The organism is Ruegeria sp. AN6 (genome assembly GCF_056540425.1).
Map to the genome: position 1 here is coordinate 1 of NZ_JBQFWR010000015.1, position 13969 is coordinate 13969.

Annotated in this window: 12 protein-coding genes and 1 pseudogene; 2 read left to right on the forward strand and 11 right to left on the reverse strand. The window is 54.7% G+C overall.

Features of this window, described 5'->3' with window-relative positions; translation table 11 throughout:
* Nucleotides 1-196 (forward strand): annotated as a pseudogene (locus ACR0MQ_RS18625) (aspartate aminotransferase family protein); the annotation flags it as partial.
* A 36-nt stretch (nucleotides 197-232) separates the two neighbouring features.
* On the opposite strand, the gene ACR0MQ_RS18630 reads toward ACR0MQ_RS18625, so the two are convergent.
* The 7 genes from ACR0MQ_RS18630 to ACR0MQ_RS18660 all read right to left on the reverse strand — a co-directional run bounded on the left by ACR0MQ_RS18630 (nucleotide 233) and on the right by ACR0MQ_RS18660 (nucleotide 9038).
* On the reverse strand, nucleotides 233-1801 hold the full coding sequence (locus ACR0MQ_RS18630; protein WP_480610054.1) for a trimethylamine methyltransferase family protein: 1569 nt from the start codon (nucleotides 1799-1801) through the stop codon (nucleotides 233-235).
* 25 nt (nucleotides 1802-1826) lie between these two features.
* On the reverse strand, nucleotides 1827-3026 hold the full coding sequence (locus tag ACR0MQ_RS18635; protein WP_480610056.1) for an aromatic ring-hydroxylating oxygenase subunit alpha: 1200 nt from the start codon (nucleotides 3024-3026) through the stop codon (nucleotides 1827-1829).
* A gap of 8 nt (nucleotides 3027-3034) precedes the next feature.
* The gene (locus ACR0MQ_RS18640) at nucleotides 3035-5101 is read right to left on the reverse strand and encodes an oxidoreductase (protein WP_480610058.1); all 2067 of its coding nucleotides are present in this window, start codon (nucleotides 5099-5101) and stop codon (nucleotides 3035-3037) included.
* 94 nt (nucleotides 5102-5195) lie between these two features.
* Nucleotides 5196-6251, reverse strand: a complete 1056-nt coding sequence (locus ACR0MQ_RS18645) for an extracellular solute-binding protein (RefSeq protein WP_170771218.1) — start codon at nucleotides 6249-6251, stop codon at nucleotides 5196-5198.
* Nucleotides 6248-7363 (reverse strand): ABC transporter ATP-binding protein, encoded by a 1116-nt coding sequence (locus ACR0MQ_RS18650; protein WP_010437473.1) that lies wholly within the window; start codon nucleotides 7361-7363, stop codon nucleotides 6248-6250. The genes ACR0MQ_RS18645 and ACR0MQ_RS18650 overlap by 4 nt, the downstream gene beginning before the upstream one ends.
* Nucleotides 7364-7383: 20 nt before the next feature.
* Entirely contained in the window at nucleotides 7384-8178 is a 795-nt protein-coding gene (locus ACR0MQ_RS18655; protein WP_010437472.1) for an ABC transporter permease, read from the reverse strand.
* A complete protein-coding gene (locus tag ACR0MQ_RS18660; protein ID WP_170542782.1) occupies nucleotides 8175-9038 on the reverse strand; it encodes an ABC transporter permease in 864 nt (287 codons plus the stop codon). Before ACR0MQ_RS18660 ends, ACR0MQ_RS18655 begins: the two co-directional genes overlap by 4 nt.
* A gap of 189 nt (nucleotides 9039-9227) precedes the next feature.
* Here ACR0MQ_RS18660 and ACR0MQ_RS18665 point away from each other — a divergent pair, with 189 nt between their 5' ends.
* Entirely contained in the window at nucleotides 9228-9869 is a 642-nt protein-coding gene (locus tag ACR0MQ_RS18665; protein ID WP_170771227.1) for a TetR family transcriptional regulator C-terminal domain-containing protein, read from the forward strand.
* A gap of 280 nt (nucleotides 9870-10149) precedes the next feature.
* Here ACR0MQ_RS18665 and ACR0MQ_RS18670 read toward each other — a convergent pair whose 3' ends face one another.
* The 4 genes from ACR0MQ_RS18670 to ACR0MQ_RS18685 are packed head-to-tail and all read right to left on the reverse strand — an operon-like array spanning nucleotide 10150 to nucleotide 13962.
* Nucleotides 10150-10944 (reverse strand): metallophosphoesterase, encoded by a 795-nt coding sequence (locus ACR0MQ_RS18670; protein ID WP_480610061.1) that lies wholly within the window; start codon nucleotides 10942-10944, stop codon nucleotides 10150-10152.
* Between the two features lie 2 nt (nucleotides 10945-10946).
* Nucleotides 10947-11756 (reverse strand): carbohydrate ABC transporter permease, encoded by an 810-nt coding sequence (locus tag ACR0MQ_RS18675; RefSeq protein ID WP_480610063.1) that lies wholly within the window; start codon nucleotides 11754-11756, stop codon nucleotides 10947-10949.
* Nucleotides 11753-12646 carry a carbohydrate ABC transporter permease gene (locus ACR0MQ_RS18680; RefSeq protein WP_480610141.1) on the reverse strand — a complete coding sequence of 298 codons (894 nt, stop codon included), beginning with the start codon at nucleotides 12644-12646 and terminating at the stop codon, nucleotides 11753-11755. The genes ACR0MQ_RS18675 and ACR0MQ_RS18680 overlap by 4 nt, the downstream gene beginning before the upstream one ends.
* 59 nt (nucleotides 12647-12705) lie before the next feature.
* The gene (locus ACR0MQ_RS18685; RefSeq protein WP_480610065.1) at nucleotides 12706-13962 is read right to left on the reverse strand and encodes an ABC transporter substrate-binding protein; all 1257 of its coding nucleotides are present in this window, start codon (nucleotides 13960-13962) and stop codon (nucleotides 12706-12708) included.
* Between the last annotated feature and the right edge of the window lie 7 nt (nucleotides 13963-13969).

Genomic DNA, 13969 nt, shown 5'->3' on the forward strand with positions numbered 1-13969 from the left:
CAAGTCCGTTGGTGCGATGATTGATCACCACTGTCAGGAAAATGGGCTGATCCTGCGGCCCATCATAAACATGTGTGTGTTCTCCCCTCCGCTGATCATCACGGAGGGCGAGTTAAACGAGATGTTTGACATCCTTGAAAAAGGAATCCGGCTGGCAACCGACGACCTGACGCGCCAAGGCGTATTCAAAGCTTAGGCACAACCGCGAAGCCTGCCCTTCCTTTAGCAGCGCTTACCCAGCGCGCATTACCTCACGTGGCAATTTGATCGGGAACCTAGACCGAACCTCTTCATCCGCCTTGCTACCAAAGTAATTCGGGTAGTGATTGGACAGAATGTCATCCACAACGGATCGGCTACGTTCGAACATGTCCTGACGCCCGGCTTTCTCCCAGGTATCAGTCAGCTCTCGGTCCAACAGGGACGGGTAGACATACTCGGTTTCCATGTACTGCAAGGTTTGAGCGTTGCCGAGGAAATGCCCGGGGTCGATTGCACATTCATGGATGACGTCGACCGAAAGCGTGTCGTCGCTCACCTCGATCCCGCGAAGTGTTCGCGAGATCATTCCAGCCGCCTCGTTGTCGATGACCATTGACTCAAAGCTACAGCCCATCAGGCTGCCGAGCATTCCACCAAACTCGCAGAGCCGGTTGGCCCCGGCATGGGCCGCCAAAGCGAAGGTAAGAGCCTTTTCCAGCCCATATTGCGCGTCGGGGATTTTGGAATCGGTCATACCACATCCGACGCTGGTCGGGAGGTTGTAGAAATTGCCCATCTGAATAGCAGCGGCTGAAATCAACGCCTGTTCGCCACTGCCGCCTGTAAACGATCCAGTGCGCAGATCAGTGATAAACGGCCAGGCTGCAAAGACCACCGGGGTCCCCGGATTGATCAAATTGGCGATGGCCACACATGACAAGGTCTCTGCCACCGCCTGTGCCAGCGTGCCAGCCAAAGGTGCAGGAGACGTAGCCCCAGCTTGCGGCGGGACGGCCAGATCGCAGACAAGCCCCATCTTCGCTGTATCAATTAGTATTTCCAGATTTTCCCGCCCGAATCTGAGTGGTGAAACGATAGGACACCCACCAAAAATCACCGAGGGTTTTTCAAGGAATTTGCCCTCCCCGCCAGACGCCAGATCGAACAGATGGATCGCGTCCTGAATATGCTCGCGCGTACGGAACGTCAGGCAAGATGGCTTCTCGCTACCCGCCAAGATGGCGTAGAGCATGCTCATATCGTGCTCGTAGTCTTGCGGCACATCCGTTGCCAGAACCGTATCACCAGTCATGTGGATGTTGTCGAGCCGGTCAACCAATCGGGTAAAGTCGTAAATGTCCTTGAGCGTTGACGGCCGGTAACTGCGAGCCTCCGCGTCGAAAGTTGTAACGGCAGTCCCGGAGTTTGCGTAATACACCTTGTCCTTGGTGCAGTGCATATCGTCCTTACCGGCCCGAGATCCGCGCGCATGGACATAAAACTCGCTGGCCGCCCTGGCCAGAAGGTCTTCCATCAACGCGCGAGGGAAGCACAGCCTACCATGCTCGTTCACCACCGCCCCTTTAGGCAGCACGAGATCAAGAACTTCCTGCGTTGGATCACCGACACCTGTACGCTCCAGAATGCCGAGGGCGGCTTCATGAATGCGCGACATGTCAGCGTCTGAAAGGGGCTTGTAGCGCCCACCCGAAATGCCCGGCCAGATCGCTTGCGAAGCGACGTTGCTGGTTCGCACAGCGGCTCGTGCTTCACGTCCACCCGCGCGCCGTCTTGATCTGCGCTTCGTTAACTCTGTCATGGTATTTCTCCGAATTCTGAGCGTGTCAGATCATGCTGAAGTAATTGCGATAGAAGCCTGGAATGCTCCATTCCATCTCGGACAGCGGTCCCGGCACGAAGTGGTGGGAGTTCACGCCTTCCTGATTGTGCCGTATGATCCGCTCATCATCGAGCGAAGTGACATGCCAGAGCCATGTCAACGCGTCCTTATCGTAGTCACGACCCTCTTGAGCGTCCCCGCGCACATACCAGACGATCTGAATATCCGTTTCCTGCAGGGCGCGCGGGACGAATCGGTAGCCAACAACGTGATCTGCATAAACAAGGAAGTAGTTCAGTGTCCCGATCCCCAGATCGGTGGCACCACCATCGTGACCTTTCAGTTCACCCAAAGGCGGCGCCAGAGGCGCTCCATCCTTGCTGCCGGTCACATAGCCGGGAAACAACGGATAGCGGCGCCAATAGACATCTGCACCCGGCGCGAGCGCGTTTTCTCCGGTCAGGTCTAGCTCCTCCAAGGGAACTCCGACTTCTCCCATCCGCTCATGAAGAGCCCCGCCGAACTCCAGAACCTGAGCAGGATCCTTCAACGAATGACTGCGCGAATAGTCCTGATGAGACGGGGCGCAGTGATAGCATTCCAGGTAATTCTCCAACGCTAGTTTCCAATTTGCTGGAACCGGGTATGAGGCTTCATGAGCGACCTTCAGGTTTTCAAAGTCGAACGGTTTTGACAGTGGGGCCAACCGCTCCAACGCAGCATCTAGCGGCGGGGCGTCTTCAGCTGCGCAGACAAATATCAGGCCCTGGAATATCTTCACCTGAACCGGAAACAATCCGTATTGGCCCGGGTCGAAATCCGACCCCATTGATCGTCCGTTTCGTAGCTTGCCGTTCAGGTCAAAAGTCCACGCATGATAGGGGCAGATGAAATTGCGGGCTTTGCCTTTCCGTTCAATGCAAACCCTGGATCCCCGGTGACGGCAAACGTTCAGATGCGCGCGCACCTCGCCCTCGCGATCCCGAACGATGATGATGGACTCGGGCCCATAGTCGAACAGGAAATAGTCGCCCGGTTCAGCGACCTGACTAACATGACCGACCCAGATCCAGTTACGATTCCAGAACGTACTGATATCGTTCTCGTATACTGCCTGAGACGTATAGAAGTGACGTGGCAAGGCGAAGCCTTCCCTCTGCGCGCCCATCAAGTCGCGCATTACTTGCAAGTCATCTTTTGGCATGGCGCACCTCACACAGGTTCAAGGGAAATGAGTTCCCGGCGGAAAAATTCACGGTCGATGTCGTCTGCGTTACGTTCGAAATTTCGGGCAGCCATGTGACCCGAATATACAGCATCCGCGATCAAGCCAGGGTTGGCGGCATCTCCGATTAATTCCAACGTATTCAGCAAACCCGCATTCGTACCGCACAGCTCGTCGTAAAGGGTGGTTTCTCGCATTCGCTGCGTCACCAGCACGACGGAGCTGCATTCAATTGAATTCTCTCGTCCCGTGTAGACGCACTGCAATGTCACCTGACCGGGCGCGACATTGGCCAAGGTCTGGGACAGGTTCAGGTGAACGCCTTTTTCCAACAAACTGCGTTGCACTTTAGTCTGCTCCAACGTCAATTCGGTAAACGGCGAAACGAGTGAGGCCGGTGTTACAAAGAAAACCTCTCGCCCGGCTTGAGCCAAATGATCGGCCAAGACTCCACCGAGATAGGCTTGATCATCATCGTAGACCACAACCGGGCCGTCCTCCGGCACGACCCCGGTCATAATGTCATCTGGAGTAAAAACCTGAGAATCTAAACCGATTGATACACCGTGAAATGCAGATTTCCCGCGCCCGTCTCGTCGCCATTTTGCGCCAGTTGAAACAAAAACGTTCGGAATACCCAGCTCGACGACCTCACTGGCTGACAAACGGCTGTCGGTGAACAGCTGAACGTTTCCGCGTTGTTGCAGGTCGTAGATTCTGTGATCTGTCACGCGCTTCCAAGCGGATAGCCCGGTCAGGCCAGCTTCATGCAGCACACGGCCGCCAAGCTCTTGCTTTGCCTCCGCCAGAGTTACCTCGTAGCCCCGCCGCGCCAATTGCATGGCGCATTCAAGTCCGGCTGGTCCGCTGCCAATGACCAGCGCAGCTTCCTCTTTTACCCGACGCTCAATGATCTCAGGATGCCATTTCCTCCGCCACTCTTCGCCCATAGTCGGGTTTTGGGTGCAGCGTATGGGGACGCCGAGAGAGTCGGATGAAACACAGATATTACAACCAATGCATTCGCGGATTTCTTCGATGCGACCTTCCTTGATCTTGTTGGGCAGAAACGGATCAGCGATGGATGGTCGCGCCGCGCCGATAAAATCAAGGATGCCCTTCCTGACCAGTGACGCCATCAAATCCGGAGACGTGAGACGCCCGACGCCCACAACAGGCTTGGAGGTCACCTGTTTCACAAACTCGATATATGAGGTTTGAAAGCCGTCGCGGGGCTCGAACCGGGTCGTCGCAGAATCGTTGCTCCAATCCGCCACGTTAACATCCCAAAGGTCAGGAAGCTCGGCCAACATTTCGACTACAGCACGGCCTTCTTCCTGCGCTTGCATACCGTCTGACCCGAGCATTTCATCAACCGCAAACCGAAGGGCAATGGCGCAATCATCTCCAACCTCTTCCTTGGTTTCTTCCAGAATCTCCCGGGTCAGACGCACCCGGTTCTCCAACGAACCTCCATATTCATCCGTCCGATCATTGAACTGTGGCAGCAGAAAATGATGCGGCAGGGTCATGTGATGCCCGGCATAAACATACACAATATCGAATCCTGCTTCGCGCGAGCGACGAGCCGCAGCGCGATGCCACTGGCGGAATTCGCGAATGTCCGCTTTGTCCATTGCCCTGGCCTGCTTGGGATAGGCGGTTTGCAAGGCTAGTTCTGATGGGGCCAGCAAGGGTGCACGGGTCAGGTGGTTTTGGGCATGGTGCCCGTTATGCGCCAATTGGATGGCCGCAAGCGATCCCTTCTCATGAATTGAGTTGGTTATTAGACGCAGTGCGGGAATATCCTGATCGTCCCAAATTCGGTTTTCAGAATAAGGAGACAAATCCGAAGTCGGATGAATCTCGGCCTCTTGTGTGGATACAACCGCCCAACCACCCTCGGCTTTCATCGCCCGCATGGCGGCTTCGGCCTGAGGCCGCAAATGACCCAAACCATTGCAGTGTGGCACCTGGTAGAACCGGTTTCGAGCCGTTACTGGCCCGATCTGAGTCGGTTCGAAGAGAACAGAATATCCTTCAGCGCCTGACATTGCCGCGCTTCCTCCAAGAAATTCGGAAATAGTTTCTTGGGAATGGAAGGGTTCCTACGTCCCCACCATTCCCGGCTGTGTTGTAAAGGTGTCCTTAGAAGCCAGCTTTGATGCGCTCGAATTCCTTCAACATTTTGGCCTCCAGCTCGGGGTTAACCGCGTCAAAGAACAGGCTGCCGTCAAAGAAGCTGTCCACATCCGAGAACCCGTAGGTTTCGATCAGTTCCGGGTCAGCTTGGGCAAACGCGTCCTCGTTGGCGTGGGCGTATCCCCAGCTTTCGATGATGTATTTACCGCTTGCGGCAGAGCTAAGCGCGTTCAGCATGTCATAGACTTGCTCATCCGACTGCTTGGCAGATTTCAGATGCACATAACCGCAGACCCAAGTTGCGATGCCTTTGTCCACATCACGCATCATGACAGCTGGGGTTTCGTTCCAGATCAGGTTCAGTTCCGATTGGTTCCATCCCCAACCCAGCGTGACCTCACCGCTGGCAATTGCCTGATCCAGTTGGCCGGCGTCAGACCAATAAAAGCGCACATTCGGATGAATCGCCCGCAGATAATCCGCTGCTTTTTGAAACTCCTCGTCACTCATATCGGTGTAGCTGGAAGCGCCAGTTGCCAATGCCGCCATTGCAAAGGCACTGGAAGCGGCGTCCGGAATGGCGACTTTGCCCTGATAGGCGGGATCGGCAAGCAATTGCAGCGAAACATCGTCAGCCGAAATCATATCGGTTCGATAGATAAGACCAGTATTGCCCCATTCGAACGGAACCATGTAGGTCTGCCCATCGATGGTGATGCCATCGACCTCTTTGATCTTGGGCATCAGTTTGTCCCAATTCTCCAGCTTACTGGTGTCGATCGGCTTGATCATGTCTGCCGCTACCCATTTTCTCAGGGCGTCTGTGCAGGGGTGTGCCAAATCGGCTTCAAACCCAGACTGAAGCTTGGTGAACGCTTCTTCCACGCTGCCAAAATAGGTGTAGCTGGGCGCGCCGCCGTACTTTTCGACATAGTCGCCGTAGAAACCCTGATCCTCATATCCGGACCAGTCAAAAACGGTCAGATCAGCGGCATTGGCGAGAGCTTGACTGGCCGTAAAGGTGGCAACCAATGCTGCCGTAAGTGATGCTGTTTTACTCATTTCTCTCCTCCCAAAGATTCACGTTTACCCAAGTCAATCACCGAGGCGCTTTGAACGCCCAGCCAGACGGTATCGCCCCGGCTGTGATCGACTGTGTGAAAGTAATTCGGTACGGCGACGGCTATGCTGTCCTTCAAACCATCGACCCGCACATAATAGTGGACGCTCTCACCATAGAAGGCGACGTCGGACACCTCGCCCTGAACAAGAGCATCGTAACCATCCGGTTTTTCCGCGCTGATCTCCAATTGCTCGGGCCGTACGCCGACCAGAAGCTCTTTATCGTGCACCTGAACGTTGGGGTTCACCCCGATTGTCATCTGCCCAAATCCTTGAACATTAACCTCCAGCGATTCAGAGTTCTCAGCTGTCACCTCGGCATCCAGAAAGTTCATTCCACCGATGAAAGACGCCACCTCCCGGTTACAGGGTTGGGAATACAGAACCTCTGGCCTATCCACCTGTTTGAGCTGCCCGGCGAACATGACGCCGATGCGGTCGGACATGGTCATCGCCTCGTACTGGTCATGCGTGACCATGACGAAAGTAATTCCAAGCTTTTGCTGCAGACGGCGCATTTCCAATTGCATCGCTTCCCGCAGATTCTTGTCCAACGCGGATAAAGGCTCATCTAGTAATAACACCTTGGGCCGCATGACGAGTGCCCGGGCGAGCGCCACTCGTTGCCGCTGACCGCCCGACAATTCGTTGGCCTTGCGGTCCTGCAAACCGCCAAGTTCAACCATCTCAAGTGCCTCGGCAACGCGTTCCTTGATTTCGTTTCGCGAGAGCTTTGTCTTGCGCAATCCGAAGCCAACATTGTCGCCGACATTCAGGTGCGGAAAGATCGCATAGCTTTGGAACACCATATTAGTGGGACGCTTGTTGGCAGGCACCTCTCCCATCGTTCGACCATTGATCCGGATCTCGCCTTCTTCGTGATCTTGAAAACCCGCGATGATGCGCAAGGCTGTTGTCTTTCCGCAGCCCGAAGGGCCAAGCAGCGAAAAGAACTCTCCCTCTTTCAAGGTCAGGTTCAGATCGGACACAGCCACAAAGGAACCAAAGCGTTTTTCGACGCCCTTGATCTCGATGATGTTCTGTTCGCTCATCTTACTTGTTTCCTTTGGCTTCAATCGGAGGATTGGATGGAACGGCGGCGGAAGTATTCGGCAATCAACAACAGCAGAACGGAAGACAGCAAAAGCAGAGATCCCAGCGCCAACGTGTTGGGCAGCTTTGCCGGAAAGCGAATTTGGCTCCAGATATAGACCGGCAATGTCGGGCTGTTCCCGGATAGGAAAAAGGCCAGGACGAACTCGTCAAAAGACACGGTAAACGTGACCAAAAGGCTGGCGATGATGCCTGGTGCGACAATTGGCAGAGTGACGCGCCGAAACGTTCCCACGACGCTTTCACCAAGATCGAATGCAGCCTCCTCCAAGGATTGGTCGAAATCGTCAAATGCAGACTTCATGATAGATACGGAAAAGGGCAACGCCACGAACACATGCCCGAGGATCACGGTGGTCAGCGATGGTTTCAAGCCGATGCTGATGAACAGAACCAACATCGAACTGGCCACGATGATGCCGGGAATGACCAGTGGAAGCATGACCAGTCCCTCAGACAACTCACGCCCCGCGAAACGATACCGAACATAGGCGCGAGCTGCGAAGAGGCCCAGAGATGTTGCCATCAGGGCAGTCACGCTGCCGACGATCAGAGAATTCACCATAGCCTGTAGCAGCGTGTCCTGCTGACCCAACTGCGCGTACCATTTCAGCGTAAAACCCTTCAGAGGGAAAGCCACGATGGTTCCATCATTGAACGAAAACAGCGGCAAGAGCAGAACTGGCAGATACAGAAACACCAGATAGGCGATCGCGTAAACAGCCAACCATGGGATACGAATGACCTTGGTCATCTGATCCTCCGGCCCAATGCGGTGACGGCCACCACGAACACGATTGCAACGCAGCCAACCGAAAGCATGGCAAGCAGAGACAGGGTTGCACCCAACGGCCAGTTGTTGGCGGCGCCAAACTGCACCTGGATCAAGTTCGCTACCATTTTGCCCTGCGAACCTCCGACCAAGGCTGGAGTGACGTAATCGCCCACCGTGGGAATGAAAATGATCAGGCAGGCCGCGATGATACCCGGAACTGTGAGGGGCAGAGTCACGCGGACAAACCTTTCGAGTTTGCTGCAACCTAGATCCGTTGCAGCCTCCAACAGGCTGCGATCGATCTTTTGCAGCGACACATAAATCGGCAGGATCGCAAATGGCGCCCAAGCGTGGGCGAGAGTCAGGACGACGGCGAACTCGTTGTAGAGCAGGAATGTCAGTGGCTCTTGTATCAAACCAAGTGAAATCAGCGCTGAGTTCAGCACCCCGTTGAAGCCAAGAATTAGCTTCCAGCTGAACACGCGCAGAAGGTAACTGCTCCAAAAGGGAATTGTGATCAGCAACAGCCAGAGGGTCTTCTTCTGTGTCCGAAACGCGATGAAGTAGGCAATCGGATAGGCCAGACAAACCGTCGCCAATGTCACCGCACCCGCAATTGCGACCGAACGGATCATCAGATGCCGAACCAGCGGGTCGGTAAACGCCTCTTGGTAATTCGCCCACGTCAGTGTGCGGTCAATCTCGACATAGGTCTGGGTCCAAAAGCTGTAGGCGACAAGAATGCAAAGCGGAACAGCCACAAGCAGGCCGACATAAAGCGTCGCAGGCGCGCTCAGTGCCAGGCCCTTGCCCGTTTCACTTCTTAGTACTCCGGCCATGCTTCCCTGCTGAACTTCGTTTTCGGTGGCGCGACATGTCGATAACAAAATGGACAATCGTCCATTTAAATCTGGAATTTTTGGACTAGTTGTGTCAACTGATAATTTCGCCACCGGGGCTGGCCAATTTCACACCGGCCACTAAAGAACACCGCAAGAGACTGAAAACAAACAGAGACGCCTGATCAAATGACTGGAAGACGACAAGAAATACGCGAACGAAATCGCCTTTCCCTGATCGAGGCAGTACTCGACTCGGTCGCAGAGAAAGGGATTTCCGAGACCTCAGTCAGCGAAATTATTCAACGTGCCGAGCTATCCCGTGGCATGATTCACCTTCATTTTGGTGGCAAGGATAACTTGGTTGACGAAGCTGCCCGCTACTCTTCCGAACAATACTACAATGGCATTTATCACTTGTTGGAAACGACCGGGCGAACCGGGCAGGAGCATATCGAGATGATTGTTCGGGGCGACTTGAGTGAGGCCATTCTCAATAAGAAAAACGTTTCCATTTGGTACGCGTTTCGTGGCGAGGCCCGAAACAGAGCAGCAATCGCTGCGTTTTCAGATACCCGCGATGCTAAGCTTCGTAATCTGGTTTTCAACGCTTTCGCTCGAATTGCGAAAGAAGCTGGAACCGAACACCCTAATCAAGTAGCTAGGGATGCCACGCACGGCACACTCGCAATGCTGGAAGGCATGTGGACCGATTACCTACTCCACCCGGATTCATTTGATCGCGACGAAGCAATGAGAATTGTATTTCGATTTCTGCGCGCAATGTTCCCGAAGCATTTTGACCTAAACGGCGCTTTGTTGTTTGAGTAGAGCTTGCGAAAGGTTTCCTATCCGGCTGCTCTAGAAGTGGACAACCCCCATCTTTCAGTCAACTTGTTAGGAGCACAGTACGGACGCAAAAAGTTCAATTGAACCACCTGCTATCCGCAACCCAAAGTTGACGAAAGTGCCATAACTATCTGCGAACATCGCAGTAGCGGTTTTATGTGAAGCCATCTCCAGTTGAGTGATGGCCGTTCATTGGAACGAGTACGGAAGGCTGCCTCGCGGACAAACTTGCCGTTCGCTTCCTGAGCCACGAAGTCCGCTTTCAAAATGAATACGGTCCCTCGACAGCGTCTAGCGAAACGGCGCTCCAGACACCACTCTTTCCGGTCTCGAGAACTGCGCAGCCCGTAGGGCCAGAAAAAAAACCAACCGGAGCCACCGCGCGTCGGTCCAGTGCAAAACCGCTGCAAAGGCCGGGCGCTGTCATGGCAACGTGACCGCCAACGCGACCAATGTGAACGCCGTGGACATGCCCAGCCAACACCGTGATGTCCCCAGAGTGCACCGCAAGAATTTCTGCCAGATCGGAATGGTTCTCCAATCCGATAACATCCATGAAATCAATCCTGGTGCTAAATGGCGGATGATGCAACATAACGACAACCGGCCCGTCAGACCCAGAAAGCTCCCGCTCCAAAAAATCAAGACTTTCCACACGCAGCCTGCCACCGCCCTGTCCTTCAACCAGCGTGTCAAGCCCGATAACACGGGTATCGCCCACCGTGTCCGCCCAATCAATAAGCCCGTCCACCGGCATGATGTCCAAACCTGAAAAGGCCTTTTGCATTGGCTTGCGCGCATCATGATTTCCAGGAACAACATAAATCGGCAGGTCAAACCGCTCCAGTTGTGCGCGCGCGAAATCGTAACTGTCCGGGCTGCCATCTTCGCTGACGTCACCAGTGACTAGAACCGCGTCGAGCGGGCCAAGAGCTTCGCCTCTTTCGATCAATCGGTCGATGACCCCAATCAGGATCGCGCGGGTATCAAGCACGCCTGAACACAAATCGCCGCGCGATACCGCGTGCAAGTCACTGAGATGAAGAAATGTCGCCACTACTATTTGATCCCCGTGCGCAGGAAGGCCTGAACGAATTGACGCTGGAACACGAGGAACGCGATCAACAAGGGCGCAACGGACATCATTGTTGCTGCCGAAATGACGCTTATATCCACACCATTTTCCGGTGCGCCAAAGATCGACAGGCCAACCGTCAGCGGTCGAGTGTCGGGCGAGTTGGTCACGATGAGCGGCCAGAGGAAGTTGTTCCAGTGGGTCGATACCGACACCAACGCATAAGCAAGATATGTCGGGCGCGCCAAGGGCACATAGACTCGCCAAAGAATTCCGAACCAGCCGCAGCCTTCGACGCGCGCTGCCTCATGCAGTTCTATAGGAACGCCCTTAAACGCCTGCCGCATTAGGAAAATGCCAAAGGCAGAGGCCATATAGGGCATTCCGACGCCAAGAATCGTGTCAAACAATCCGAGGCGTGAAACCATTGCATAGTTTTCCACGATCAACACTTCGGGCAGGATGAAAAGTTGCATCAACACGAGGATGAACACGAAATCCCGACCCGGAAACTGGACCTGGGCAAAGGCAAATCCTGCCAGCGTCGTGACAAAGAATTGACCAATAAGGATCACCGTCACTAAAAGGAAGGTGTTGAGGAAATAGCGTAGCCACGGCGCCCCCTCCCAAGCGGTGCGGAAATTGTCGAGCGTCCATGGCGACGTGATGTTAAAGTTGACCGCGTCAGAGGTGCTGTGGAACGCCGCCCAAAAGGCAAAGACCAGCGGGGAAATCCAGATCACGGCCAACAACAGTGCGCCAAAGGATTCGATATGCCTGGAAAATGCGCTCATTGGTAATGGGTCCGCTTGTCGAGAATGGTGAACTTGACGCCGGCAACCACACCAAGCACGACAAGCACCAGGATGGTCATTGCCGCTGCGTGGGGCGCATCAAAGAAGGCAAAGGCCATTTCCCAGATGTAATAAAGGATAAGCTTGGAGGCGTCGTTGGGCCCGCCCTTGGTCAGGATGAACAAGTGATCGATCAATTTCACAGAGTTGATCAACGCATTGACCATGATAAAGAGCGTCGTCGGCATCAACAACGGCAGCACGATCCGGCGCGTATAGGTCCAGCGGCTGGCGCCTTCAATGTCGGCAGCTTCCTTGAGGTCCTCGGGGATCGTCTGCAAGGCCGCCAGATAGAAGATCATGAAAAACCCAGCCTCTTTCCAGATCGTCACGATGATTACAGCCCACAGCGCAGTTTCAGGCTGTCCCAGCCAGTTGATCGAGGGAAGGCCAAACAGACCGCCGATCTGATCGAGCACACCCAATCCGGGAGTATAAAAAAACAGCCAAAGGTTTGCCGCTGCGATCATTGGCAGGACCGTGGGCGTAAAATAGGCGGTGCGTACAAACCCGCGCGCCGGGATCTTGGAGTTCGCCCAAAGCGCCATCGAAAGCGCAATGGCAATAGAAATAGGTATGGTCGCGCCGGCATAAATCAGGTTGTTCACGACAACCTTCCAAAAGGTTGGATCGGCAAACAGGTCAGTATAGTTCTCACCGCCGACAAATTCGCTAGGGCGTCTTCTGGTTTCTCGGCTGAACAAGCTCGACCACAAGGTCGCAAGCGAAGGATAAAACGCAAAGGTCGTCAGTAGAATTGCCGCTGGTGACAACAGGATCCAACCGTAGATGGCCTGTCGACGACGCTCGATATTCACGTGCTCTGCCATATAGCGACCCTCAAGGTTGGGTGCGTCGGGCATCTCTGCCCGACGCCAGGGAGTTGAGGTTACTGGTAATCACGCAGCAGGCGCACAGCCGCTGTCTGGGCTTCCCCTAGCGCGTCTTCAGCCGATTTTGTGCCGGTCAAAGCCGCCTGAATTGCGTTGTTCAGACCCTCACGCACGCGTGCGGTTTCAAAGGTCGAGAACTCGGCAACCGCGTTTTCCAGCTGGTTTCGGGCAACGAGAGCGGGTGGGAACTCTTCTGTATAGGATTTAAGCGCCTCGGTTTCATACGCTGCCGGAGACACCCCCATATAGCCGGTCGCGATGGACCACGCTGCCGCTTGCTCGGGCGAGGTCATGAATTCGATCAGCTTCATAGCTGCCGCGCGCTCTTCGTCCGATGTCTCTTTGAAAACATAGAAGTTGCCGCCACCGGTGGGTGAACCCAGACGCACATTTGCCGGAAGCTCGGCGACGCCAAAGTCAAAACTGGCGTTGTTCTTCACAGCCGTAAGGTTGCCGGTCGAATGCCACATCATCGAAGTCTGACCTTCGAGGAACGCCTGCCGCAGGGTACCCCATTCAACGGTGCCAGTGGGCATGATGCCATGCTCCTGCGACAGCGACTGCCAGAATTCCAACGTATCGACAACGGTTTCGTCATCGAAATAGGTGGTCAGGCCGTCATCGGACATCACCTCCTTGCCGTTCTGGATCGCCAACGCCTGGAACATCCAATAGGGATAGCCTGTCGATGGGATCATCAGGCCATAGGTGTCGTCGTTGGTCAGTGCCTTGCCCATGTTGATCAGCTCGTCCCAGGTCTTGGGCGGTGCCTCAGGGTCAAGACCTGCCGCACGAAACTGGTCCTTGTTGTAATAGGCAACGATAGTTGAACGCTGGAACGGAATGCCCCAAGTTTTGCCCTCGATCCGGCCATTGGCCATCAACGCCGGATAAAAGCTGTCTAGCCAGTCCGGGTTAACCCCGTCGATATCTTCGTAGGCCACGATCAGATCCTGCTCGATCAGATCATAGGCATCGATTGAGAACATCACAGCCAGCTGAGCCGGTTCACCCGATGCAAGTGCGGACAAGGCACGCACACGCGTGTCGTCATAGTTGCCTGAATAGATCGCGTTGACCTTGATGTCAGGGTTGGCAGCTTCAAAATCGGCAACGATGCCATCTACTACCTCGGTCAGCGCGCCGCCAACCGCGATAGGATAATACATGGTTAGTTCCGTCTCTGCCGCCGCGGCTGAAGCCAGCGCGGTGGCCGAGACGGCAGCCAAACTTATCTTTCTAATAACGTTCATTTTTTCC

Coding starts and splice junctions, on each gene's coding strand:
- ACR0MQ_RS18630 (WP_480610054.1), bottom strand. CDS start 1,801: ATGACAGAGTTAACGAAGCGCAGATCAAGACGGCGCGCGGGTGGACGT.
- ACR0MQ_RS18635 (WP_480610056.1), bottom strand. CDS start 3,026: ATGCCAAAAGATGACTTGCAAGTAATGCGCGACTTGATGGGCGCGCAG.
- ACR0MQ_RS18640 (WP_480610058.1), bottom strand. CDS start 5,101: ATGTCAGGCGCTGAAGGATATTCTGTTCTCTTCGAACCGACTCAGATC.
- ACR0MQ_RS18645 (WP_170771218.1), bottom strand. CDS start 6,251: ATGAGTAAAACAGCATCACTTACGGCAGCATTGGTTGCCACCTTTACG.
- ACR0MQ_RS18650 (WP_010437473.1), bottom strand. CDS start 7,363: ATGAGCGAACAGAACATCATCGAGATCAAGGGCGTCGAAAAACGCTTT.
- ACR0MQ_RS18655 (WP_010437472.1), bottom strand. CDS start 8,178: ATGACCAAGGTCATTCGTATCCCATGGTTGGCTGTTTACGCGATCGCC.
- ACR0MQ_RS18660 (WP_170542782.1), bottom strand. CDS start 9,038: ATGGCCGGAGTACTAAGAAGTGAAACGGGCAAGGGCCTGGCACTGAGC.
- ACR0MQ_RS18665 (WP_170771227.1), top strand. CDS start 9,228: ATGACTGGAAGACGACAAGAAATACGCGAACGAAATCGCCTTTCCCTG.
- ACR0MQ_RS18675 (WP_480610063.1), bottom strand. CDS start 11,756: ATGAGCGCATTTTCCAGGCATATCGAATCCTTTGGCGCACTGTTGTTG.
- ACR0MQ_RS18680 (WP_480610141.1), bottom strand. CDS start 12,646: ATGGCAGAGCACGTGAATATCGAGCGTCGTCGACAGGCCATCTACGGT.
- ACR0MQ_RS18685 (WP_480610065.1), bottom strand. CDS start 13,962: ATGAACGTTATTAGAAAGATAAGTTTGGCTGCCGTCTCGGCCACCGCG.